Genomic DNA, 24,833 nt, shown 5'->3' on the forward strand with positions numbered 1-24,833 from the left:
GTCAGTCATTGTCATAGAATAGACAAACACGAGTCATCGCTCGCATTAATCAATAATGCGAGCTGTCGCTCGTGTTTGTCAACCGATCCAGGAAAGCCGGGGATTCACATGCCGGAGGCCAAGAACGGCAGCGAGAACGGAACGGGAAAGCCGCGCCGCCGCCAGGCCCGCGGCGAGCGCCGCATCGCCCAGCTCCTGCAAGCCGCGGCCAATGTCTTCTGCACCACCGGTTACACCGCGGCGAGCACCAACTCCATCGCCCGCGAGGCAGGCGTCTCCCCGGGCACGCTCTACCAGTTCTTCCCGAACAAGGAAGCCATCGCCGTCGAGCTGGGCGATCACCTGCTGACCCGCTGGCGTGCCACCTACGGCCACGCGTTCACCCCGGCCCATCTCGAACTGCCGCTGGACCAGCTGCTGGACGCCGTCCTCGACCCGTTGATCCAGTTCAACTTCGAGAACCCGGCCTTCAACGTCCTCATGCACGGCCCGGACATCCCCGGCCAGGTCTCCCGGGACCACGACGCCCTGCACTCCTCCATGCTCACCAGGGTCGAGGAAGTCCTCGCCGGCTACCTCCCCACCGCACCGGAGCCCGACATCACCCGGGTCGCACACACGGTCTTCGCCGTGTTCAAGGCGGGCATGGATCTGATCCTCGCCGTGGAGCCCGCCGAACGGGACGCGTACATCGCCGAGCTGAAGGCGGTGCTCTTCCGCTACCTGTGTCCGCTCGTCGGGGACCTCCACAACGGCTCCGACCATCAGGACCGGGTTCGATTTCATACCCCCTAGGGGTAGGGTCGTAGGTGCTGGGACGTCACGCGGCCCCTGCGCGCCTCTGGCGTACCACCACCCGTCCCTACGCCAGCCCCGAAGAGGAGAAACACCATGACCGCCGAGACGAAGAACCAGGTCACCACCGTCTACCAGGTCACCGGTATGACCTGCGGCCACTGCGAGGGGGCCGTCTCCAGCGAGATCTCGGCGATCGCGGGCGTCACATCCGTGGAGGCCACGGCCGCCACGGGACGGGTGACCGTCGTTTCCCAGGCCCCGCTGGACGAGGAGGCCGTGCGCGCGGCCGTCGACGAGGCCGGTTACGAACTGGCCTGAAGAGGCCCGCCCCCACGATCGGAGGCACGAACCCGCCCCCTCCTCCGTTTATGTGGTTAGCACCTCCTATGTGCCTGCGGTCCTTCACATGCACCACAGGACCTTCACAAAGAGATCTAGATCACATAGATTGAGGGGTAACCATTAGGTCGACTCGCGAGTCTAAGAGGACGATGCCAGAGAACGTCTTGGGGGACGTTTGATGGGATCGTGTGAGATGTCTTGGGGGACGTCTCATGCACGCGATTGGCCGGGGCACGTGCACCGGGGAGCTTTGAGCGGCCCTCCCGTACGTACCCCGGTCCGACCGCTAGTAGCCGTTGATGGTTACGGCAGACGCCCGGCCCGGATCCCGTGGGGGGAATCCGCTCCGGGGATATGGAAAGCGCCCCGTTCGTCGACCCGTGGGGGGATCGGCGGCGGGGCGCTTTTCGCTGCGTACACCCGGCGTGGACGGACATGCGCAGTACAAGCGGGCGCGCCGGGCCGCAGGGGCCCGGGCGCGGGAAGCGTGGGTCAGCGGGACTCGACCGGGACGAAGTCGCGCAGGACCTCGCCGGTGTAGATCTGGCGCGGACGGCCGATACGGGAGCCCGGCTCCTTGATCATCTCGTGCCACTGGGCGATCCAGCCGGGCAGCCGGCCGAGCGCGAAGAGCACGGTGAACATCTCGGTCGGGAAGCCCATGGCCCGGTAGATCAGACCGGTGTAGAAGTCCACGTTCGGGTAGAGCTTCCGCTCGACGAAGTAGTCGTCGGCGAGCGCGTGCTCTTCGAGCTTGAGCGCGATGTCGAGCAGCTCGTCGGACTTGCCGAGAGCCGAGAGGACGTCGTGCGCCGCCGCCTTGATGATCTTCGCCCGAGGGTCGAAGTTCTTGTAGACGCGGTGCCCGAAGCCCATGAGCTTCACACCGTCTTCCTTGTTCTTCACCTTGCGGATGAAGGAGTCCACATCGCCGCCGGAGGCCTGGATGCCCTCGAGCATCTCCAGCACCGACTGGTTGGCGCCACCGTGCAGCGGGCCCCACAGGGCGCTGATGCCGGCGGAGATCGAGGCGAACATGTTCGCCTGCGAGGAGCCGACCAGGCGCACGGTGGAGGTCGAACAGTTCTGCTCGTGGTCCGCGTGCAGGATCAGCAGCTTGTCGAGAGCGGAGACCACGACCGGGTCCGGCACATACTCCTGCGCCGGGACCGAGAAGGTCATCCGCAGGAAGTTCTCGACGTACCCGAGGTCGTTGCGCGGGTAGACGAAGGGATGCCCGATCGACTTCTTGTACGCGTACGCCGCGATCGTGGGCAGCTTGGCGAGCAGCCGGATCGTGGAGAGATGGCGCTGCTTCTCGTCGAACGGGTTGTGGCTGTCCTGGTAGAACGTGGACAGCGCGCTGACCACGGAGGACAGCATCGCCATCGGGTGGGCGTCGCGCGGGAAGCCGTCGTAGAACCGCTTGACGTCCTCGTGCAGCAGTGTGTGCTGGGTGATCTCGTTCTTGAACGAGGCCAGCTGGTCGACCGTCGGCAGCTCGCCGTTGATCAGCAGATACGCCACCTCGACGAAGCTGGAACGCTCCGCCAGCTGCTCGATCGGATAGCCGCGGTAGCGCAGGATGCCCTGTTCGCCGTCGAGATAGGTGATCGCGGACTTGTAGGCGGCGGTATTGCCGTATCCACTGTCCAGCGTCACCAGACCGGTCTGAGAACGGAGCTTCCCGATGTCGAAGCCCGTATCGCCGACGGTGCTGTCGATCACCGGGTAGGTGTACTCGCCGTCGCCGTACCGCAGTACTACCGCGTTGTCGCGTTTCTCGCTCACGTCATCCCTCACCGACGTAGTGCCTCTTCTTCGAGGTGCCCTGACTGTCTCTACCATCCCCCATTTGGCTCAGGAGAGTGCACTCGGGGTCGGCCTTTAGGCCTTTTGGCGGCACTCAGTGCCGCCAACCTACTCATCGTGCCCCCTTCGCCCCAGTTGTGGGAAGCCGAGATGCCGAAAGTCCCGTCAGCCGATGGCCGAGGGCGGTGAAACGTCTGCCCGCGGAGACCGTGCGTACCGCCTGTCCTATGGCCTTGCGGGAGCCGACCAGCACGACGAGCTTCTTGGCGCGGGTGACCGCCGTGTAGAGCAGATTCCGCTGGAGCATCATCCAGGCACCGGTGGTGACCGGAATGACCACGGCCGGGTACTCACTGCCCTGGGAGCGGTGGATCGTCACGGCGTACGCGTGCGCCAGCTCGTCCAGCTCGTCGAAGTCGTACGGCACCTCCTCGTCCTCGTCCGTCAGCACCGTCAGCCGCTGATCGTCCACGTTGAGGGAGGTGACGACGCCGACGGTGCCGTTGAAGACGCCGTTCTCCCCCTTCTCGTAGTTGTTGCGGATCTGGGTGACCTTGTCGCCGACGCGGAAGACCCGGCCGCCGAGCCGCTTCTCGGGAAGATCGGGCCTGGCGGGGGTGATGGCCTGCTGGAGCAGGGCGTTCAGCGCACCCGCGCCGGCCGGGCCGCGGTGCATCGGCGCCAGTACCTGCACATCGCGTCGCGGGTCGAGACCGAATTTGGCGGGAATCCGATGGGCCGCCACCTCGACGGTCAGCCGGCCCGCGTCCTCCGTCTCCTCCTCCACGAAGTGGAAGAAGTCGACGAGGCCCTGCGTGATGGGCGGTACCCCGGAGTTGATGCGGTGGGCGTTGGTGACCACCCCCGACTGCTGGGCCTGCCGGAAGATCCGGGTGAGCCGGACGCGCGGCACGGGACCGTTTTCGGCCAGCAGATCGCGCAGGACCTCGCCGGCCCCGACCGAGGGAAGCTGGTCCACATCCCCGACGAGCAGCAGATGCGCGCCCGGCGCCACAGCCTTGACCAGCTTGTTGGCCAGCAGCAGATCGAGCATCGACGCCTCGTCGACCACCACCAGGTCGGCGTCCAGCGGACGGTCCCGGTCATACGCCGCGTCCCCGCCCGGCTTGAGCTCCAGCAGCCGGTGGACGGTGGACGCCTCGGCCCCGGTCAGCTCGGCGAGCCGCTTGGCCGCCCGTCCGGTGGGCGCCGCCAGCACCACCTTGGCCTTCTTGGCCCGCGCCAGCTCCACGATCGACCGGACCGTGAAGGACTTGCCGCAGCCGGGACCGCCGGTCAGAACGGCGACCTTCTCTGTGAGGGCGAGCCGGACCGCCTGCTGCTGCTCGGGGGCCAGCTCGGCCCCCGTACGGCCCGCCAGCCAGGTCAGCGCCCGGTCCCAGACCACGTCCTGGAAGGCCGGCATCCGGTCCTCTCCGGTGCGCAGCAGCCGCAGCAACTGGGCGGAGAGGGACAGCTCGGCACGGTGGAAGGGGACCAGATAGACCGCGGTGACCTCCTCTTCGCCGCCGTCCGGCCCCGGCACCCTCTCCCGTACGACCCCCTCGTCCTCTGCGGCCAGTTCGGCGAGGCACTCGATGACCAGGCCCGTGTCGACCTGGAGCAGCTTCACGGCATCCGCGATGAGCCGCTCCTCCGGCAGGAAGCAGTGGCCCTGATCGGTGGACTGGGACAGGGCGTACTGGAGCCCGGCCTTGACCCGCTCCGGGCTGTCGTGCGGGATACCGACGGCCTGGGCGATCCGGTCGGCGGTCAGGAAGCCGATCCCCCAGACGTCGGCCGCCAGGCGGTACGGCTCGTTCCTGACGACGGAGATCGAGGCGTCCGCGTACTTCTTGTAGATGCGGACGGCGATGGAGGTCGAGACGCCCACCCCCTGGAGGAAGACCATGACCTCCTTGATGGCCTTCTGCTCCTCCCAGGCGGCGGCGATCCGCTTCGTCCGCTTGGGGCCGAGACCGGGGACTTCCACGAGCCTCTTGGGCTGCTGCTCGATGATGTCGAGGGTGTCCAGGCCGAAGTGTTCGACGATCCGGTCGGCGAACACGGGGCCGATGCCCTTGATCAGACCGGATCCGAGATAGCGGCGGATGCCCTGGATCGTGGCCGGCAGGATCGTGGTGTAGTTCTCCACCGTGAACTGCTTGCCGTACTGGGGGTGCGAGCCCCAGCGGCCCTCCATACGCAGTGACTCGCCCGGCTGCGCGCCCAGCAACGAGCCGACCACGGTGAGGAGATCGGCACCACGGCCGGTGTCGACGCGGGCGACCGTATAGCCGTTCTCCTCATTGGCGTACGTGATCCGCTCAAGGACGGCTTCGAGCACAGCGGGATTGGACATGATCCGACGCTACCGCCAGGCTCCGACATCATCGTCGGCCTGTGGACAACTACCCGCCTGTGGAAACCTACTAGGGGCCCGGTCCACTGGACCGGGCCCCACGCGCGCCCCCTCAACAGAGCCTTCCTGATCCCCCCGGATCCCTCCCCCGAAGGCCCTGTCGACGTATACGACTCACGTCACCCCAGAAGGGTTGCACGATTCCTCTGCGTAATTTTCCGGGTTCGCGGCCGGGCCTCCGCGGATCACCGGAGACAGCAGCGCGGCCACCGCGCAGAGCGCGCCGGAGGCCACCCGAAGAACACCGCCGCTTCCGTTACGGCGGTCTCGCTGCGGCACCACCTCACGGAGGCGACAGGGGTGACGCCGACCGCGTACCGGCGGACATTTCGCGGTCCCCGGGGAACGCCTCCGCGCTCCCGGGGAACGCCTCTGTAGAGCGAGAGCGCGAAATCGTGTCTACAGAGCGTGTTGTACGTACCGTTCGATGACTTCGGTGAGCAGTTCCACGCCGTCCCGCGCCCACAGTTCGTCGTTGAACAGCTCCACCTCGATCGGACCGGCGTAGCCCGCCGCGTCGACCCGCTCCCGCCAGGCGCGCATATCGACGGCGCCGTCCCCGATCTGGCCACGGCCGTTGAGCACCCCGGCCGGAAGCGGTGTCGTCCAGTCGGCCAGTTGGAAGGTGAAGATCCGCGAGGCCGCGCGGGCGACGGCCGCGGGCGCCCGGTCGTCCCACCAGATGTGGTACGTGTCCACGGCCACCCCCACCTGATCGGCGGGGAACCGTTCTGCCAGGTCAAGCGCCTGGTCGAGGGTGGAGACCACACAGCGGTCGGCCGCGAACATCGGGTGCAGGGGCTCAATGGCGAGCCGTACCCCGCGCTCCGCCGCGTAGGGGGCCAGTTCGCCCAGGGCGTCCGCGATACGTTCGCGCGCCCCGGGGAGGTCCCGGCTTCCCTCAGGGAGCCCGCCAGAGACCAGGACGAGGGTGTCCGTGCCCAGCGCCGCGGCCTCATCGATCGCCGCGCGGTTGTCGGCCAGCGCCTCGGCCCGCCGGCCGGGGTCGACGGCGGTGAGGAAGCCGCCGCGGCAGAGTGTGGTGACCGCGAGGCCCGCGTCCCGTACGAGCTTGGCGGTGGCCTCGATCCCGTACGCCTGGACGGGCTCGCGCCACAGCCCGACGCCTGGCACACCGAGATGGACGCACGCCTCGGTCAGCTCGGGGAGCGACAGCTGTTTCACGGTCATCTGGTTGATGCTGAAGCGCCTCAGCTCCGCCATCGGCCGATCGGTCACTGGTCCACTCCGTACACGCTGAGCAGGGATGCCATCCGAGCCTCCGCCACCGCCGGGTCGGGGAACAGACCGAGCCCGTCGGCCAGTTCGTACGCCCGCGCCAGATGGGGCAGCGAGCGGGCCGACTGGAGGCCGCCGACCATCGTGAAGTGGTCCTGGTGTCCGGCCAGCCAGGCGAGGAACACCACACCCGTCTTGTAGAAGCGGGTCGGCGGCTGGAACAGATGCCGGGACAGCTCCACGGTCGGATCGAGGAGTTCGCGGAAGCCCTTCGTGTCGCCGGTGTCCAGGACGCGTACGGCTTCCGCGGCAAGCGGCCCCAGGGGATCGAAGATCCCGAGCAGGGCGTGGCTGAAGCCCCGTTCGTCACCCGCGATCAGCTCGGGGTAGTGGAAATCGTCGCCGGTGTAGCAGCGCACGCCCTTGGGCAGTCGGCGGCGCAGCTCGACCTCTCGCCGTGCGTCCAGCAGGGAGATCTTGACGCCGTCGACCTTGTCCGGGTGCTCGGCGATGACCTGGAGGAACGTCTCGGTGGCCGCGTCGAGATCCGTACTGCCCCAGTAGCCCTCCAGCGCGGGGTCGAACATCGGGCCGAGCCAGTGCAGCACGACCGGTTCCGTCGCCTGCCGCAGGAGATGCGTGTAGACGGTGAGGTAGTCGTCGGGGCTCTTCGCGGTCGCCGCGAGGGCCCTGGAGGCCATCAGGATGGCCTGCGAGCCGGTCTCCTCGACGAGCGCCAACTGCTCCTCGTAGGCCGCCCGGACTCCGTCCAGGGAACCGGAACCGGCTGCTCCAGGGGTCAGTTGGTCGGTGCCCACGCCACAGGCGATCCGGCCGCCCACCGCCTTCGCCTCGGCGGCGGAGCGGCGGATCAGCTCGGCCGCGCCCGCCCAGTCCAGGCCCATGCCGCGCTGCGCGGTGTCCATGGCCTCGGCGACACCGAGGCCGTGCGCCCAGAGATGGCGGCGAAAGGCGAGGGTGGCGTCCCAGTCGACGGCGGCGGGCGCGTCGGGGCTGATATCGGCGTACGGGTCGGCGACGACATGGGCCGCGGAGAAGACCGTGCGGGAGGCGAGGGGCGCCCCGCCGGCGGCGAGCCGGGCGGGCTCGGAGCGAGGCGTGTACGTACGCGATCCACCGTCGGCGGAAGGCAGTCGGAGGGTCACAGCGACAGCTCCGGTACGTCGAAGCGGCGGCCCTCCGCCGAGGACCGCAGCCCCAGTTCGGCGAGTTGCACACCGCGCGCGCCCGCGAGCAGGTCCCAGTGGTACGCCTCGCCGAGCACCACATGGCGCAGGAACAGCTCCCACTGCGCCTTGAAACCGTTGTCGAACTCGGCGTTGTCCGGCACTTCCTGCCACTGGTCGCGGAAGGATTCGGTGGCGGGCAGATCGGGGTTCCAGACAGGCTTGGGGGTGGCGCTGCGGTGCTGGACGCGGCAGCGGCGCAGACCCGCGACGGCCGAGCCGTGTGTGCCGTCGACCTGGAACTCGACCAGCTCGTCGCGGTTGACCCGGACGGTCCAGGAGGAGTTGATCTGGGCGACCGCTCCGCCGTCCAGCTCGAAGATGCCGTAGGCGGCGTCGTCGGCGGTCGCCGCGTAGGGCTTGCCCTGTTCGTCCCAGCGCCGCGGGATGTGGGTGGTGACATGCGCCTGGACGGTGGTGACCCGGCCGAACAGCTCGTGCAGGACGTACTCCCAGTGCGGGAACATGTCCACGGCGATGCCGCCGCCGTCCTCGGCGCGGTAGTTCCAGGAGGGGCGCTGGGGGTCCTGCCAGTCGCCCTCGAAGACCCAGTAACCGAACTCTCCCCGCACGGAGAGGATCTCGCCGAAGAAGCCGCCGTCGATGAGGCGCTTCAGCTTGAGCAGACCCGGCAGGAAGATCTTGTCCTGGACCACGCCGTGCCTGATCCCGGCGTCACGGGCCAGCCGGGCGAGGTCGAGGGCGCCGTCGAGATCGGCCGCGGTCGGCTTCTCGGTGTAGATGTGCTTGCCGGCGGCGATCGCCTTCTTGATGGCCTCGACCCGGGCAGAGGTGACCTGGGCGTCGAAGTAGATGTCGATCGTGTCGTCCGCGAGGACGGCGTCGAGATCCGTGGACCATTCGGTGAGGCCGTGCCGTTCGGCGATCTCCCTGAGGGCGTGTTCGCGGCGGCCCACGAGTACGGGCTCGGGCCACAGCACCTCGCCGCCCCCGAGGTCCAGCCCGCCCTGCTCGCGGATCGCGAGGACGGAGCGGAGCAGATGCTGCCGGTACCCCATCCGCCCCGTGACGCCGTTCATGGCGATCCGCACTGTCCTGCGTGTCACGAAGTTCCCTCCATATGGCCGTAGCAAGCGCTTTCTATCAGGTAAGAAGCTAGCCTGCGACAGCGAACCGGACAAGAGCCCGACGCTCATCCCGCACCGATCTCACTCCGAACCACCCCGATCCCCCTCGTCCCCCTCGGAGGAAAGCGATGACAGTCACCCTGGCGGATGTGGCGGCCCGCGCCCGGGTGTCACCCGCCACCGTCTCCCGCGTACTGAACGGCAACTATCCGGTCGCCGCAGCCACCCGGGAGCGCGTGCTGCGCGCGGTGGACGATCTCGACTACGTGCTCAACGGGCCCGCGAGCTCACTGGCCGCCGCCACCTCCGACCTGGTCGGCATCCTCGTCAACGACATCGCGGACCCGTTCTTCGGGATCATGGCGGGCGCGGCGCAGACCGAGATCGGCGGCCAGGAGGGCACCGGCAGGGCGGGCGGCGAGAAACTCGCCGTCGTCTGCAACACCGGCGGCTCGCCCGAGCGTGAACTGACCTATCTGACCCTGCTCCAGCGCCAGCGGGCCGCGGCCGTCATCCTCACCGGCGGAGCGCTCGAAGACCCGGACCACATCGCGGCGATGACCACGAAGCTGGCGAAACTCGCGGACGCGGGGACGCGGGTGGTGCTGTGCGGACGACCGCCGCTGCCGGGCAGCGACGCGATCGTGGCTTCGCTGGCCTTCGACAACCGCGGGGGCGGGCAGCGGCTGACGGAGCATCTGCTCACGTTGGGGCACCGGAGGATCGGCTACGTCGCGGGCCCGCTGGAGCGGACGACGACCCGGCACCGGCTGGAGGGGCATCTGGCGGCGCTGGCGGCCGCGGGGCTGAGGGATCCGGCGTCGCCGGATCCTGCGTCACCGGGCACGGAACGGGGCGAGGGCTACGGCGAGAGCCCCGGAGAGGGGCGGCCGGGGCACGAGGGACGGGAAGGGCATGAGGGGCACGAGGGCCAGGAAGGGCTGATCGTGCACGGGCCCTACAGCCGCCGGGCGGGGTACGAGGCGACGCTGGAGCTGCTGCGCCGCGCACCGGATCTGACCGCTGTGGTCGCCGCGAATGACACGGTGGCGCTGGGGGCGTGCGCGGCGGTACGCGACCAGGGGCTGCGCATTCCGGAGGACGTCTCGGTGGCGGGCTTCGACGATCTGCCGTTCTCGGTCGACGCGACGCCGGCGCTGACGACGGTGCGGCTGCCGCTGTACGAGGCGGGGGCACGCGCGGGCCGACTGGCGATGGGCACGGAGACTCCGCCGCCGGGCGGGATCGCCACGATCACGGCCGAGTTGATGGCACGGGCGTCGACGGCGCCGCCGCGGGCGGCCGGGGGCCGGGGGCCGGCCGACTGACCGGCCGAACCGCTGAACCGCTGAACCGCTGACCGGCCGGGGCGGGTGGCGGGGCGGGTGCCCGGGGCGAGCGGCGGGGACGGGTGCCCGAGGCGGGTAGTGGGGGCGGGGACCGGGGCGGGTGGCGAGCTGACGCCAATGTGCGGATCGGGCCTTGCCGCGCCTCGACGGACCGACGTAGCGTTGACTCAGTCAAAGAAAAAGTCCGGGGGTGGATCATGGCCGTCCAGGAAATCCGCGCGTTCAACCGCTTCTACACGAATCTCATCGGGGCGCTCGACTACAGCAAGCACCTCTACACCCCGTACACGCTCACCGAGTCACGGGTGCTGTACGAGCTTGCCCACGCGCCGCGCACCGACGCCGCCGATCTGCGGGTCGAGCTGTCGCTCGACGCCGGCTATCTGAGCAGGCTGCTGACGAAGTTCGAGAAGGACGGGCTGGTCGGACGCGCGCCGTCCGAGCGGGACTCCCGGCGGCAGCGGATAACGCTCACCCAGCAGGGGCGCGAGGCCGCGGCGCTGCTCGACGAGAGGTCACGGGAAGCGGTGGGCTCGCTGCTCGCCCAGGTCGAGCCGGCGCAGCGGCCCCGGCTCGCGGACGCGATGCGGACCGTGCGGGACATCCTCGGCGCCGACCGCCGGGCGGCGCCCCACCGCGCGGAGCCGGTCCTGCGTGATCCGATGCCCGGCGAGCTGGGCTGGATCGTGCAGCGGCACGGCGCCGCGTACGCCGCGGAGTACGGCTGGAACACCGAATTCGAGGGGCTCGTCGCCCGGATCGTCGCGGACTTCGCGGAGGACCACGATTCCCGGCTGGAGCGGGTCTGGATCGCCGAGCTGGACGGCATCCCGGTGGGGTCCGTGATGTGCGTGCGCGACGACGCCCCGGAGGTACGGGACGAGGCCCCCGTCACCGCGCGGCTGCGCCTGCTGCTGGTCGAGCCCGGCGCCCGGGGACACGGACTCGGGAAGCGGCTGATCGGGACGGTGGTGGATTTCGCACGCGGGGCGGGGTATCAGGAACTGACGCTGTGGACGAACGACGTCCTCGCCGCCGCCCGCACTCTTTACCAGCACGCCGGATTCACGCTGGTCTCCGAGACACCGCACCACTCGTACGGAGCGGATCTGGTCGGCCAGGACTGGCGGCTCCCTCTCGGGACAGGAGCCACCTCAAGCCAGGAAGGGATACGACCGTGAAATTCGCCTTCTCCACCCTTGGAGTACCGGGCCTGCCCATCCCCGATGTCCTCGCGCTCGCCGCCGGGACCGGCTACCAGGGGGTGGAGTTGCGCGCCCATCCCGAGGAGCCGGTCCACCCCGGCATCGGGCCGGGCGAACGGGCCACGGTGGTCGACGAGTTCCAGCGCGCCGGAATCGAGATCCTGACGGTCGCGGGGTACGTGCGGGTGGCGAAAGCCGACGCCGACGAGGAGCGGCTGCGCCAAGAGCTGGACGAACTGCTGTGGCTGGCACGGGATCTGGGCGCCCCCTTCGTCCGTGTCTTCCCGGGCGGCGGCGACCAGCCCGCGGCCGAGGCCGACGCGACGGCCGCGCGACGGCTGGCCGCGGCGGCCGAGCTGGCGGCGGACTTCGGCGTACGGATCCTGCTGGAGACACATGACTCGCACCGCACGGGTGTGGACGCGGCCCGGGTGCTGGGGCCGGTGGGGCACAAACACGCGGGGGCGCTGTGGGATGTGATGCACACCTGGCTGGGCGGCGAGGCGCCCGCCACCACGTACGCGGCTCTCTCCCCGTACCTCGGCTATGTCCAGGTGAAGGACATCGCTTCGGCGGAGGACACGACGCCGCTGGCGCTCGGAGCGGGCGTGCTTCCCCTGGGCGAGTGCCTGGCGCTGCTCGACGACGACAGCTGGGTGTGCTGGGAGTACGAGAAGCGCTGGTATCCGCAGGCGGCGGAGTTGCCGGGGCTGCTGGCGGCGGGGCGGGAGCATCTGGAGGGGCTGATCGCGGAGAACCGCCACAGCTGACCGCGCCCGCGCGGGAAAGCCGAGGCGAGGGCGGGCAGCGGTGAGAGGCAAAGGTGAGGAGGAGGAGGAGGCGTCGGGAGCGTCGGCATCAGGCCCGAGTCGGCGCGCACCCCGGCGCCAGGGGCTCGTCGGGCCCGTTCACGGCAGGAGTGGAGGTGGCGGTGACAGTGGCGACGGCCGGAGCAGGCTCGGCAGAAGCCGACTCGGCGGAGGCGAAGGCGGACGCGGACGCGGACGCGGCGGGCGTCGGCTCGGCGGACGCCGGCTCGGCGGGGAGCGGTGTGGCCGGGCCCCCGGTACGGGACAGTGAGGTGAGGGCCACTCCCCCCACCAGCAGCGCCGCCGCGCACCAGCGCAGGGGGCTGACGGACTCGCTCAGCAGCAGCGCCGCCGACGACATCCCGAAGACCGGGACGAGCAGGGAGAAAGGCGCGACGGACGAGGCGGGGTAGCGGCGCAGCAGGAAGCCCCAGGCGCCGAAGCCGAAGACGGTCGTGACCCAGGCGACGTAGAGGATGACACCGATGCCGGTGCCGTCCAGGGCGCGCAGCGCGGCCAGGTCGGCGTCCGGGCCCTCGAACAGCAGCGAGAGACCGAGCAGCGGCAGTACGGGTACGGCCGACACCCACACCATGAAGTTCAGGGCGTCCGGCGGGGACGCCTTGCGGGTGAGCACATTGGAGACGCCCCAGCAGGCCGCGGCGGCGATGACCAGCGCGAAGGCGAGCAGCGGGCCCGAGGTGCCCTCGTCGACCGCCGCCACAGCGATCCCGGCCAGCGCGACGGCCATGCCCAGCAGCCGTACACCGCCGGGCCGTTCACCGAGGGCGACCGCCGCGAACAAGGCCGTGAAGACGGCCTGGATCTGGAGGACGAGCGACGAGAGACCGGCCGGCATGCCCTGGTCCATGCCGACGAAGAGCAGTCCGAACTTGGCCACACCCAACACCAGTCCGACCCCGATCACCCACTTCCAGGCGACCTTCGGCCGGCCCACGAAGAAGACCGCGGGCAGCGCCGCCGCCAGAAAGCGCAGTGCGGAGAAGAGCAGCGGCGGGAAGTGACCGAGCCCGACCTCGATGACGACGAAGTTCACTCCCCAGACGGCGGTGACGAGAACGGCGAGAGCGATATGAGTGGTGCGCATGCACTGAGGATCATCGGACCGGACTATGTAGCACCAGCGCGGATTTCTTCATGGTGGAATTCAGCGTTGCTTATGATTCTCCAGGAAAGCTCCAGGAAAGGGGGCAAGGATGCTTGATCTGGCCAGGCTGCGCGCGCTGCACGCCGTCTCCGTCCACGGTTCCGTGGCCGCGGCGGCCGCGGCTCTCGGCTATACGCCCTCGGCCGTGTCCCAGCAGATCACCAAGCTGGAGCGGGAGACCCGTACGACTCTGCTGGAGCGGCGCGGGCGAGGTGTGGCGCTCACCGACGAGGCGCGCCATCTCGCCTCCACCGCCGAGGAGTTGCTCGGGATAATGGAGCGCGCCGAGACCACGCTGGAGGAGCGCAGAGGGAAGCCGACGGGGCAACTCGTCGTCGGGGCGTTCGCTTCCTCGGCCCGCGGCCTGCTCCCCGGCGTCCTGGCGGAGCTGGCCGAACGGCACCCCACCCTCGATGTCCGGCTGCGGGAGATCGATCCGCATCTCTCCATCGATCTGGTGGCCCGCGGGGCGATCGATCTGGCGGTCGCGCACGACTGGGACATCGCGCCGCTGCCCGCCCCCGAGGGCGTGGAGCAGGCGGTCATCGGGGACGACCTGTGCGATGTGCTCGTACCGGCGGCGCATCCGCTGGCGGGGCGGCGGTCCGTACGGCGCGAGGACCTGTCGCGACAGCGCTGGATCTGCCAGCCGCCCGGGACGGTCTGCCACGACTGGCTGACGCGTACGCTGCGCGCGGCCGGCTGCGAGCCCGATCTCGCGCACCAGGCCGAGGAGAGCCACACACAGCTCGCGCTGGTGGCGGCGGGGCTCGGTATCGCCATGATTCCGCGCCTGGGGCGCGGGCCGCTTCCCGAGGGGGTACGCGCGATCACGCTCGACCCCGTACCGATACGCAGGCTGTACGCGCTCTGGCGGACGGGCGCGGCCAGACGTCCGGCGGTCACGGCGACCGTGGAGACATTGCGGCGGCACTGGCCGGCGGTCGCCGCCGTCTGAGCCTCGCCCCTTGCCGAAGGCCGCGCCCCTCACCGCCGGGCCCCCGCCCCTCACCGCCGGGCCCCGCGCCTTACCGGCGGGCCGGGTCCGGCCCTCACGGCTCGCAGGTGCTGTCCGTGGCGCGTCTCTTGACTGGCAGTTACTTTCCGGATATCCGTAAATCTTGGAAGTTTCCTTCACTTTCCTCGCAGCGCACGGCCGGAAGGAGCACCAGTGCACGACCGGACCATCTCCAGACGCGCCCTCCTCACCGCAACCGCCGTAGCGGCGGCGGCTGTTACCACCGCCGCCGTCCCCGCGGCCGCCGCCGTCCCCCCGCCCCACGAGCGAGCCCCCGACCAGTTCCCCCGCGACCGCCGCGACCCTCTGGACCGCCGCGCTCGCCTGCGCCGCCTCATCAGCCGTATGAGCCTGGAGGAGAAGGTCGGCCAGCTCTTCGTCATGCGGGTGTACGGCCACTCCGCCACCGCGCCCGACCAGGCCGACATCAACTCCAACCTCGCCGAGATCGGGATCCGCACGGCCGCCGAGCTGATCTCCACGTACCACGTCGGCGGCATCATCTACTTCGCCTGGGCACACAACACCCGTGATCCGCACCAGATCGCCGGCCTCTCCAATGGCATCCAGAAGGCCGGCCTGGCCCAGCGCGTCCCCGTGCCCCTGATCATCGCGACCGATCAGGAGCACGGCATCGTCGCCCGGATCGGCGAGCCCGCCACGCTGCTGCCGGGCGCCATGGCGCTCGGCGCGTCCCGTTCGCACTCCGACGCCCGCGAGGCCGCCCGGATCGCGGGCACGGAACTGGCCGCCATGGGCATCAACCAGAACTACGCTCCCGACGCGGACGTCAACGTCAACCCGGCCAATCCCGTCATCGGCGTCCGGTCCTTCGGCGCCGATCCGCAGGCGGTGGCCGGGATGGTGACCGCCCAGGTCAAGGGGTACCAGAGCGCCGGCATCGCCACCGCCGCCAAGCACTTCCCCGGTCATGGCGACACCAAGGACGACAGCCACTACGCGCTGCCCACCATCCACCACACCCGCGAACAGTGGGCGGAGCTGGACGCGCCGCCGTTCCGGGCCGCGATCGCCGCCGGTGTCACCTCGATCATGACCGCGCACATCGTCGTCCCCGCCCTCGACCCGAGCGAGGACCCGGCGACCCTCTCGCACCCCATCGTCACCGGCGTGCTCCGCGAACAGCTCGGCTACGACGGCCTGGTGGTCACCGACGCACTCGGGATGGCGGGCGTACGGCAGAAGTACGGCGACGACCGGGTGCCCGTCCTCGCGCTGAAGGCGGGCGTCGACCAGTTGCTCAATCCGCCGGATCTCCGCGTGGCGTGGAACGCCGTCGTGGCCGCGGTCAAGGGGGGCGAGCTCAGCGAGCGGCGCGTCGAGGAGTCGGTCCTGCGCATCCTCGAACTGAAGGACCGGCTGGGGCTGTTCCGCGGTGATCCCTATGTCTCGTCCCGGGACGTGGACCGCGAGGTCGGCACTCGGGCGCATCTCGCCGCGGCCGACCGGATCGCCGAGAACACCACCACCCTGCTCGTCAACGAGCGCGGACTGCTGCCCCTGAGCCGTCGCCGGGAGAGGAATCTGCTCGTCGTGGGTGCCGATCCGGCCTCGCCCTCCGGGACGACGGGTCCGCCGACCACCGTGCTGGCCACCGCCCTGACCGAACTGGGCTTCACCGCCACGGCCCTGTCCACCGGTACGGCACCCACCGCGGCGCTCGTCGCGGCGGCGGTGGAGGCCGCGCGGGGCAAGGACGCGGTGGTCGTGGCCACGTACAACGTCTCGGCCACCAGCACGCAGCGCACGCTGGTGAGCGCGCTGGCCGCGAGCGGCGTTCCCGTCGTCGCGGTCGCCATCCGCAATCCTTACGACATCGCGTGGCTGACCGGTGTCACCGCGTCCCTCGCCGCGTACTCATGGACGGATGTCGAACTGCGGGCCGCGGCACGGGTGATCGCGGGCCGGGCGCGTCCCAGGGGCCGGCTGCCGGTGCCGGTGCAGCGCGCGGACGATCCGACGCGGGTGCTGTATCCCGTCGGCCACGGACTGGGCTACTGACCGCTGCCGGCCCGGCACGGGAGACGCGCAGTGCCCGCCGTTCACGGGGCATCGAGTCCCATGAACGGCGGGCACGGCGGGCACCGCGCGGGCACCGCGGCAACGGCGGGCGGCTCGGAGAGCCGACGCGCTACGGCCTCAAGGTCTGCTGCCGCTCGACCTTCTGGCGGTCGAGCTTGGAGTCGAACGGAGCCAGCGGCTTCGCCTTCGACTCGTCCTTCTGCACGGCGGCCGGAGCGACGCCCGCCCAGGCCAGGATCCGGGCCGTGGCCTTCGCCTGCTGGTCCGGGACCAGACCCGCGACATTGGCGCCGTGGTTGGCGCCCGGCGCGACATACACATAGCTGTCACGCGCGCCGCTGCCGAGGCGGAACTGCTCCGCGCCCCACGGGTCGTTCTGGCCGTACACGAACAGCATCTGGTTCGCGTGGTGGCGGACCCAGTAGTCGACATCCGGCATCGTCAGCGGGTTGAACTTCATGGGGATGTCGCGGGGTACGAAGTTCCGCGGCGGCTGGTATCCGTACCGGCTCAGACTGCCCAGGTGCGGCTGCTTGATGTCGGGCGAGCCCAGCTGCGTACCGGCCTGGTAGTAGTACGGCGTGTACGTCGTCAGGCCCTGGTCCGTGTAGGCGGAGAAGCCGGAGATCGTGTCGACGGTGTCGTAGATCTCCTGGTCGGAGACGGTGGCCGCCGGGATGGTGTCGCAGTCGGAGAGCAGGCTGTACTGCCAGAAGCCCCAGACGAAGTCGAGCACGGTGGCCTCGTAGGCCTTGTCGAGCGTGCCGATCGTGTGGAACGTGGCGCCGTTGGCGTCCGCCCACTCCTGGAACTTCTCCTCCAGCGGCTCGCGCCGGATCAGCGCCTCGCGCTGCACGGCGTTGAGCTTGTCGCGGCACTCCTTGGTGCCGACGCGCTCGAAGAACCGGTCGTACGCGGAGTCCTCTTTGTTCCACACGTCATTCGGCGCGACGTACGCGACGACGCCGTCCATGTCACGCGGGTAGTAGCGCTCGAAGTACGTGGCGGTCATACCGCCCTTGGAACCGCCCGTGGAGAGCCAGTTCTTGGGGTAGATCTTCTTCAGCGCGGTGAAGATACGGTGCTGGTCACTGGCCGCCTGCCAGATGTCCAGCTTCGACCAGTCGGCCGGCTGCGGGCGCGACGGGGTGAAGAAGCGGTACTCCATCGACACCTGGTTGCCGTCGATGATCCGGGTCGGCTCACTGCGGCTCGGGGTGGTGGAGACGTTGTAGCCGCCGGTGAAGAAGACCGTGGGCCGGCTGGTGTCCTTGTGCAGCAGCGTGATGCGCTGCTGGAACGTGCCCTTGGACGGCCGCCGGTGGTCCACCGGCTGCGTGTAGTTGAGAACGAAGTAGCGGTATCCCTCGTACGGCTTCTCCTGGATCAGGCTCATCCCCGGGATCGCGAGGATTCGGTCCTTGATGTCGGTGGTGTCGGTGGCGGTCTTTTGATCCGCACTCCGATCGGCGGCGGTGGCCGCGCCGGCTGTCGCCACCGTGCCTATGACCAGCACGAACGACAACACCCATCTCAGCGCCTTGCGCATTCACACTCCCTGTGTTCATGACAGACGCCGTGAACCTAGCCCGGTCACCGTCCGAACCGCCAGTCCTCTTGACCGTTTTATCCCGCCGGGCTCCCGCGCAATCCTCAGCAGAGGATCCAGCCCGTCGAGCCTTTCTTCCCCGAGACGACGCCCGTGGCCCGTACACAGCGGTTCAGCGCGTGCACCGTGACCGGGCCTGCCCGGTGTGTGTAGTCGCCGCTGTCCACGACCGGATTGCCGCCGCGCGACTGGAGGCTGACCGACATCGCGCGCCTGGCCCCCGGCTTCTTCGCGACGGTGACCGCGCAGGCGTAACCGCGGTTCTTGTACACCCGCAGCTCACCGGTGGCGAAGCCGACCGTCTTCTGCGGCCGGCCGGAACAGACCGACGCGGCCTCGGCTCCTGACGCACCGGGACCGGCCAGCACCGTGGCCCCCGTGGCGGTCAGGACCACCAGACAGTGCAGCAGCGCTCTTCTGATCCTGATACCACTCCCGGCCGCCCCAGCCGAACCGAACACGAATGCCCCCCATGACTACTCGGGTGTACATGCGTACGACGCGCGGGGAGCCAGGACGGTTGCGGAACCGCGCCCCGCGCGCCCCCGTGCACCCCCACGCAACCGGGCACAACCAGTCACAATCGAACACAATTGGACACCGCGTCACCGCACCGCCGCGGGCTCCTCCTCGCCGATGAAGCTGCTCCACAGCCGGGTGTACCGGCCGTTCAGCGCGAGCAGTTGCTCGTGCGTGCCGTCCTCCACCACCCGGCCGTGGTCCATCACTATCACCCGGTCCGCGCGGGCCGCGGTGATCAGCCGGTGGGCGACCACCAGGGTGGTACGGCGGCCGGTGAGCCGGTCGGTGGCCTGGTTGACCAGCGCCTCGCTCGCCAGGTCCAGCGCGGCGGTCGCCTCGTCGAGCAGCAGGATGTCCGGGTCGACCAGTTCGGCGCGGGCCAGGGCGATCAACTGGCGCTGTCCGGCGGAGAGATTGCGGCCGCGCTCGGCGACCGCGTGCAGATAGCCGCCGTCCAGGGTGGCGATCATCTCGTGGGCGCCGACCGCGCGGGCCGCGGCCTCCACCTCCGCGTCGGTCGCCTCGGGGCGCCCGTACGCGATGGCGTCCCGGACCGTACCGGCGAAGAGATACGCCTCCTGCGGTACGACGCCGAGCCGGTGCCGGTACGCCGTCAGATCCAGCTCGCGCAGATCCGTACCGTCCGCCGTCACCCGGCCCGCGGTCGGGTCGTAGAACCGCGCGACCAGCTTGACCAGCGTGGACTTGCCCGCGCCGGTCTCGCCGACGAAGGCGACGGTCTGGCCGGCCGGTATGCGCAGATCCACGCCCGTCAGCGCGGCCTCGGCGCCCCCGGCGATGCCGCTCCCCTCGAAGCCGCGCCCCTCCAGGCCGCTTCCTTCCAGGCCGCTCTCCTCCAAGCCGGTCCCTTCGACGCCGCTCTTCTCGGCGCTGTCTCCGTCGATGCCGCCTCCGTACGAGAACTCGACGCCCTCGAAGGCGATCTCACCGCGCAGCGACAGCACGTCCAGCGGCGCCTTCGGGGCGGCCGTCGACGTCCGCTCCCGCAGCAGCTCCTGGATCCGGCCCAGCGAGACGGTCGCCTGCTGGTAGCCGTCGAAGACCTGCGAGAGCTGCTGCACCGGCGCGAAGAACAGATCGATGTAGAGGAGATACGCGACCAGCGCGCCGGTCGTCAGCGTGCCCGCCTCCACCCGCCCCGCGCCCACGATCAGCACGGCCGCCGCGGCCACCGAGGAGAGCAGCTGGACGAAGGGGAAGTAGACCGATATCAGCCACTGACCCCGTACCCGCGCCGAACGGTAGTGGTCACTGCGGGCCGCGAAGCGCGCGCCGCCGTCCTTCTCGCGCCGGAACGCCTGGACGATCCGCAGCCCGGACACGGACTCCTGGAGGTCCGCGTTGACGACGCTGATGCGCTCGCGGGCCAGTTCGTACGCCTGCACGCTCTTGCGGCGGAAGAAGTACGTACCGACTATCAGCACGGGCAGGGTCGCGAAGACCACCAGCGCCAGTTCCACATCGATCACCAGCAGCGCCACCAGGATGCCGAAGAAGGTGACGACGGAGACGAACGCGGTGACGAGCCCGGTCTGCAGGAACGTCGACAGCGCGTCGACGTCGGTCGTCATGCGGGTCATGATGCGGCCCGTCAGCTCACGCTCGTAGTAGTCGAGCCCGAGCCGTTGGAGCTGCGCGAAGATCTTGAGCCGCAGCGCGTAGAGGACACGTTCGCCGGTGCGGCCCGTCTTGCGGATCTCGCCTGTCTGCGCCGCCCACTGGACGAGCACGGTCAGCAGACCGAGCGAGGCGGCCGTCCAGACGGCGCCGAGGGCCAGTCGCTCGACGCCCTGGTCGATGCCGTGCCGGATGAGGACCGGGAGCAGCAGGCCCATGCCCGCGTCGACCGCGACGAGCGCCAGGCTGACCAGCAGCGGCAGTCCGAACCCGCGCAGCAGCCGGCGCAGCCCGTACGCCTCCTCGGCGGCCACGGCGCGCGCCTCGTCGATCGCGGGCAGGTCGGTGGCCGGGGGCAGCGCCTCGACCTGGGCGAGCAGTTCGGGTGTGGCGCCGGGGGCCGCGGAGTCGGGCGAACCCCCGCCGGGCGCCTCGTCCCGTTCCCACAGGGCGGGGGTGACACCGCGCTCGGCGTCGAACTCCGCGTCGATCTCGGCCTGGAGGGCGCGGGCGTCCGCCACGGCCCCCGGAGACTCCAGGGACTCCAACGACTTCGGCGACTCACGGGACTCGGCGGACGCGGGGGACTCGGCGGACGCCTCGGGCTCGATCACCTCCGTCTCGCCCCTGGCCCCGGCCCCGGACAGAGCCTCGACGGCGACCGCCGTGTGACCGGGCGAGACCCCGCCCAGTGCGTCCGGCTCGGTCAGCAGCCGCCGGTAGAGGGCGGAGCGCCGCTGGAGCTCCTCGTGCGTCCCGATGTCGGCGAGCCGGCCGCCGTCCAGTACGGCGATACGGTCCGCCAGTCCGAGGGTGGAGCGGCGGTGGGCGATCAGCAGCGTCGTACGGCCGGCCATCACCGCGCGCAGCGCGTCATGGATCTCGTGCTCCACCCGGGCGTCCACGGCGGAGGTGGCGTCGTCGAGGACGAGCAGCCGAGGGTCGGTGAGGATGGCCCGCGCGAGCGCGACGCGCTGGCGCTGTCCGCCGGAGAGCGTGAGGCCCTGCTCGCCCACCTTGGTGTCGTAGCCGCCGGGCAGTTCCGAGATGAAGCCGTGGGCCTGGGCGGCGCGGGTGGCCCGGAGGATCTCCTCCTCGGTGGCGTCCGGCTTTCCGTAGGCGATGTTGGCGCGGACGGTGTCGGAGAAGAGGAAGCTGTCTTCCGGTACGAGCCCGATGGCGGCCCGCAGCGAGTGGAGGGTCAGCTCGCGCACGTCATGGCCGCCGACGAGGACCGCGCCGTGCGTCACGTCGTAGAAGCGGGGCAGCAGCAGCGAGACGGTGGATTTGCCGCTGCCGGACGAGCCGACGACGGCGACGGTCTCGCCCGGCCGCATCTCCAGCGAGAAGCCTTCGAGAACGGTCCGCCCGTCCTCGTACGCGAACGAGACATCGTCGAACTCGACCGATGCCTCGGCGTCCGCCGGCAGCTCCTTCGTACCGTCCTGAAGGGTCGGTTCCGTGTCGATCAGCTCCAGCACCCGTTCCACCCCGGCCCGTGCCTGCTGACCGATGGTCAGCACCATGGCGAGCATCCGGACGGGGCCGACGAGCTGGGCGAGATAGGTGGAGAAGGCGACGAACGTGCCGAGGGTGATCTGTCCCCGGGTGGCCAGCCAGCCGCCGAGCGCCAGCATCGCGACCTGCCCGAGCGCGGGGACGGCCTGGAGGGCGGGGGTGTAGCGGGCGTTGAGCCTGATGGTGCGCAGCCGCCCGGCGAACAGCTTGCGGCCGGCGTCACGGAGCTTTCCGGTCTCCTGGTCCTCCTGGCCGAACCCCTTGACCACGCGTACGCCGGAGACGGCCCCGTCCACGACCCCGGCGACCGCGGCGGCCTGCGACTGGGCGTACCAGGTGGCGGGGTGCAGCCGGGTGCGGCTGCGGCGGGCGATGAACCAGACGGCGGGGGCGACGGCCAGCGCGATCAGTGTCAGCGGCGGCGACAGCCACGCCATGATCACCAGGGATATGAGGAACAGCAGCACGTTGCCGATGGTCATCGGCAGCATGAAGAGCAGGCCCTGGATGAGCTGGAGGTCGCTGGTGGCGCGGCCGATGACCTGGCCGGTGGAGAGCGTGTCCTGACGCCGCCCGTCGAGCCGGGCGATCGTGTCGTACATCTCCGTACGCAGATCGTGCTGGACGTCGAGGGCGAGCCGTCCGCCGTAGTAGCGGCGGACGAAGGTGGCGGCGTAGACGGCGAGGGCCGCGACGATCAGCAGACCGGTCCAGACGAGGAGGGAGCGGTCACCGCCCCCGATGACATCGTCGATGACGACCTTGGTGATCAGCGGGACGAGAGCCATCACCGCCATCCCGGCGAGCGAGGACCCGAGGGCGAGCACCACGTTGCGCCGGTACCGCCACGCGTATCCCGTGAGCCGCCGTGCCCACCCTTGTTCCGCCGCCGCCACTGAGTGCCTCCCGATCGACCTGATCTGCCGGAAGGCACCAACGCGGGCCGTCGCGGATTTCATCCCTCCGCAACACATACCGGTCCGTGGTCGCAGACGCACCAGCGGATGGTCCTAGGACCTCGCCACCGGAACCTCCGCCTCCGGGCCCTGGAGGGGCGTTCAGGCGCCGGCCCTGGCGAGGTCCTTGTGGACGGTCCTGGCGACGGCCTGGATGGTGTTGATGCCGTCGTTCATCGTCCTGTCGTCGTAGGTGAGGACGGTGATCGTGTAGTCGTGGCCCTTGCCCGTGAACGCGCCGATGCTGTGCACGCGCCAGCCGTGGGTGGACCGCTGGAGCCAGCCGTTCTTGAGCTGGACGGTCGCGGTGGCCGGGGCGCCCGCCGGTACGCCCCAGCGCTGGGACGTCACGACCTTGCCCATCCGGTCCAGGATGAAGGCGCGCGAGGCGGCGCTGAGCACGGTGTTCTCCGCGGTGATCAGGGACAGCAGCCGCCTCTCGTCCTGCGCGGTGATCTGGGTGAGGCCCCAGGAGCCCTTCGCGCCCGGGACGGTCCCGGTCATCCCCGCGGCCTTGAGGAAGCCCTTGACCTTCGCCGGACCGAGCTGCTTCCACAGCGCACTGGTCGACGCGTTGTCCGACCTGGTGATCATGGCTGTGGCGAGATCGGTCTCACGCCCGGTCAGCTTGCGGTCCGTCTTCCGCGCGTCCCAGAGCAGCGTCGCGAGGACAGTGACCTTGACCACACTGGCGGAGTCGTACTGCTGCGTGGCGTGCAGGGTGCAGCGCGTGCCGGTCGTGCGGTCGTGGACCGCGAGGGCCGTGGTGGACTTCCGGCCCTTGAGCGACGCGGTGATGTCCCTGGTGAGCTCGGCCCCGAGCCCGGCCTTGTCCGAGGTGCAGGCGACGGCCGGAGCCGCCGCGGCGGCGGGCCCCGTTCCCGCGGTCACCGGTACGAGTACACCCACCGCCAGGGCGGCGGCGAGCGGGCCCCGGGCACGCCGGGATATTCGCTGGTGCGTCATGAAGGATTCCCGCCCCTGGAGCGTCTGCGAGCGCGCTCCGCGCGGCGCGCTCGCCGACCATGATGCACACGGACGAGTGAATGGTTGTACGGCCAGATGGTGTCGTGATTGTCACAACTGTCGGTCTTGCCGCAACCGTCCCGCCGGCCACCGCCGGTTCCCCGCTCCCCGCCCGCGCCGGGCTCCGGTCAGAGATGGGTCGGGGCGAACATCCTGAGCAGAGCGGGGAGAACGACCACCGACGGGCCCGGTGCCGCGAGCGCCCCGGCGAGGTCCTCGCGCAGGGACTCCGGGGTGGTACGGACCGCCGGAACGCCGAAGGACTCGGACAGCGCCACGAAGTCCGGACGCGACAGCTCCGTACCGGTCGCTTCGCCGAAGGCGTCCGTCATGTACTCGCGCAGGATCCCGTAGCCGCCGTCGTCCACGATCAGCCATGTGACCGGCAGGTCGTACTGGCGGGCGGTGGCCAGCTCCGCGAGCGAGTACATCGCGCCGCCGTCGCCCGAGACGGCGAGGACCGGTTTCGTACGGTCGGCCGCCGCCGCGCCCAGCGCGGCGGGGAACGCGTAACCGAGACCGCCCGCGCCCTGGCCGGAGTGCATCGGGCCCGGCCAGGCGGACCAGGCCCAGTAGGCGAGGATCGTCATGTCCCAGAAGCTGGGGGACGCGGCGGGCAGCGCGTCGCGTACGGAGGCCAGCACCCGCTGCTCCAGGGTGAGGTCCTGGGCGGCGATCCTCGCCCGTACCTTCGCCAGGACCGTACGGACGGACTCGGCGCCCGCCGGGTCCCGGCGCTCGCTCACCGCGTCCAGCAGCGCGGAGAGCGCGTTGCGGGCGTCGGCGTGGATGCCGAGGGCGGGATGGTTGGACTCCAGCTTGCCGAGGTCCGCCTCGATCTGGATCACCCGGCCGCGCGGGCGGAACGTGTGGTAGTTCGAGGAGAGTTCGCCGAGCCCGGAGCCGACCACCAGCAGGACGTCCGCGTCTTCGAGGAAGTCCGTGGTGTGCCGGTCCTCCAGCCAGGACTGGAGCGAGAGCGGATGCTCCCAGGGGAAGGCGCCCTTGCCGCCGAAGGTGGTGA

At 70.2% G+C, this 24,833-nt stretch carries 18 protein-coding genes; 7 read left to right on the forward strand and 11 right to left on the reverse strand.

Translation table 11 applies throughout. From position 1 onward, the window contains the following. The first annotated feature begins 108 nt into the window (after nucleotides 1-108). On the forward strand, nucleotides 109-795 hold the full coding sequence (locus CU044_RS27685) for a TetR/AcrR family transcriptional regulator (RefSeq protein WP_129771495.1): 687 nt from the start codon (nucleotides 109-111) through the stop codon (nucleotides 793-795). A 96-nt stretch (nucleotides 796-891) separates the two neighbouring features. Next, a complete protein-coding gene (locus tag CU044_RS27690) occupies nucleotides 892-1,116 on the forward strand; it encodes a heavy metal-associated domain-containing protein (protein ID WP_129771496.1) in 225 nt (74 codons plus the stop codon). 516 nt (nucleotides 1,117-1,632) lie between these two features. On the opposite strand, the gene CU044_RS27695 is transcribed toward CU044_RS27690, so the two are convergent. The 5 genes from CU044_RS27695 to CU044_RS27720 form a co-directional block, all read right to left on the reverse strand. Beyond that, nucleotides 1,633-2,931, reverse strand: a complete 1,299-nt coding sequence (locus tag CU044_RS27695; RefSeq protein ID WP_030352513.1) for a citrate synthase — start codon at nucleotides 2,929-2,931, stop codon at nucleotides 1,633-1,635. A gap of 133 nt (nucleotides 2,932-3,064) precedes the next feature. Further along, nucleotides 3,065-5,314 carry an ATP-dependent RecD-like DNA helicase gene (locus tag CU044_RS27700; protein ID WP_129771497.1) on the reverse strand — a complete coding sequence of 750 codons (2,250 nt, stop codon included), beginning with the start codon at nucleotides 5,312-5,314 and terminating at the stop codon, nucleotides 3,065-3,067. 459 nt (nucleotides 5,315-5,773) lie between these two features. Next, on the reverse strand, nucleotides 5,774-6,598 hold the full coding sequence (locus CU044_RS27710) for a sugar phosphate isomerase/epimerase family protein (protein WP_129771512.1): 825 nt from the start codon (nucleotides 6,596-6,598) through the stop codon (nucleotides 5,774-5,776). Nucleotides 6,599-6,609: 11 nt separating this feature from the next. Further along, nucleotides 6,610-7,779, reverse strand: a complete 1,170-nt coding sequence (locus tag CU044_RS27715) for a dihydrodipicolinate synthase family protein (RefSeq protein ID WP_129771498.1) — start codon at nucleotides 7,777-7,779, stop codon at nucleotides 6,610-6,612. Continuing rightward, the gene (locus CU044_RS27720) at nucleotides 7,776-8,927 is read right to left on the reverse strand and encodes a Gfo/Idh/MocA family oxidoreductase (RefSeq protein ID WP_129771499.1); all 1,152 of its coding nucleotides are present in this window, start codon (nucleotides 8,925-8,927) and stop codon (nucleotides 7,776-7,778) included. The genes CU044_RS27715 and CU044_RS27720 overlap by 4 nt, the downstream gene beginning before the upstream one ends. A gap of 149 nt (nucleotides 8,928-9,076) precedes the next feature. On the opposite strand from CU044_RS27720, the gene CU044_RS27725 reads away from it, so the two are divergent. The 3 genes from CU044_RS27725 to CU044_RS27735 all read left to right on the forward strand — a co-directional run bounded on the left by CU044_RS27725 (nucleotide 9,077) and on the right by CU044_RS27735 (nucleotide 12,272). Further along, entirely contained in the window at nucleotides 9,077-10,276 is a 1,200-nt protein-coding gene (locus CU044_RS27725; protein ID WP_129771500.1) for a LacI family DNA-binding transcriptional regulator, read from the forward strand. Between the two features lie 218 nt (nucleotides 10,277-10,494). Beyond that, nucleotides 10,495-11,478, forward strand: coding sequence for a bifunctional helix-turn-helix transcriptional regulator/GNAT family N-acetyltransferase (locus tag CU044_RS27730; RefSeq protein ID WP_129771501.1), 984 nt, complete (start codon nucleotides 10,495-10,497; stop codon nucleotides 11,476-11,478). Then, complete coding sequence (locus CU044_RS27735; RefSeq protein WP_129771502.1) at nucleotides 11,475-12,272, forward strand: sugar phosphate isomerase/epimerase family protein; 798 nt, start codon at nucleotides 11,475-11,477, stop codon at nucleotides 12,270-12,272. Before CU044_RS27730 ends, CU044_RS27735 begins: the two co-directional genes overlap by 4 nt. An 88-nt stretch (nucleotides 12,273-12,360) precedes the next feature. Here CU044_RS27735 and CU044_RS27740 read toward each other — a convergent pair whose 3' ends face one another. Beyond that, entirely contained in the window at nucleotides 12,361-13,419 is a 1,059-nt protein-coding gene (locus CU044_RS27740; protein WP_129771503.1) for an EamA family transporter, read from the reverse strand. A gap of 109 nt (nucleotides 13,420-13,528) precedes the next feature. On the opposite strand from CU044_RS27740, the gene CU044_RS27745 reads away from it, so the two are divergent. After that, nucleotides 13,529-14,437 (forward strand): LysR family transcriptional regulator, encoded by a 909-nt coding sequence (locus CU044_RS27745; RefSeq protein ID WP_129771504.1) that lies wholly within the window; start codon nucleotides 13,529-13,531, stop codon nucleotides 14,435-14,437. 213 nt (nucleotides 14,438-14,650) lie between these two features. Further along, complete coding sequence (locus tag CU044_RS27750; protein ID WP_129771505.1) at nucleotides 14,651-16,519, forward strand: glycoside hydrolase family 3 protein; 1,869 nt, start codon at nucleotides 14,651-14,653, stop codon at nucleotides 16,517-16,519. A 130-nt stretch (nucleotides 16,520-16,649) separates the two neighbouring features. Here the strand turns inward: CU044_RS27750 and CU044_RS27755 are convergent, their stop codons facing one another. The 5 genes from CU044_RS27755 to CU044_RS27775 form a co-directional block, all read right to left on the reverse strand. Next, nucleotides 16,650-18,089, reverse strand: coding sequence for a S28 family serine protease (locus CU044_RS27755; protein WP_129771506.1), 1,440 nt, complete (start codon nucleotides 18,087-18,089; stop codon nucleotides 16,650-16,652). A 104-nt stretch (nucleotides 18,090-18,193) separates the two neighbouring features. Beyond that, entirely contained in the window at nucleotides 18,194-18,547 is a 354-nt protein-coding gene (locus CU044_RS27760; protein ID WP_240045881.1) for a hypothetical protein, read from the reverse strand. A gap of 207 nt (nucleotides 18,548-18,754) precedes the next feature. Next, nucleotides 18,755-22,723, reverse strand: a complete 3,969-nt coding sequence (locus CU044_RS27765) for an ABC transporter ATP-binding protein (RefSeq protein WP_129771507.1) — start codon at nucleotides 22,721-22,723, stop codon at nucleotides 18,755-18,757. A 162-nt stretch (nucleotides 22,724-22,885) separates the two neighbouring features. After that, nucleotides 22,886-23,749 (reverse strand): serine hydrolase, encoded by an 864-nt coding sequence (locus tag CU044_RS27770; protein ID WP_129771508.1) that lies wholly within the window; start codon nucleotides 23,747-23,749, stop codon nucleotides 22,886-22,888. A 188-nt stretch (nucleotides 23,750-23,937) separates the two neighbouring features. Next, nucleotides 23,938-24,833 (reverse strand): thiamine pyrophosphate-dependent enzyme (locus tag CU044_RS27775; RefSeq protein WP_129771509.1); only part of this gene is annotated, 896 nt, incomplete at its 5' end.

This window comes from Streptomyces sp. L-9-10 (genome assembly GCF_004151105.1).
Classification (GTDB): Bacteria; Actinomycetota; Actinomycetes; order Streptomycetales; family Streptomycetaceae; genus Streptomyces.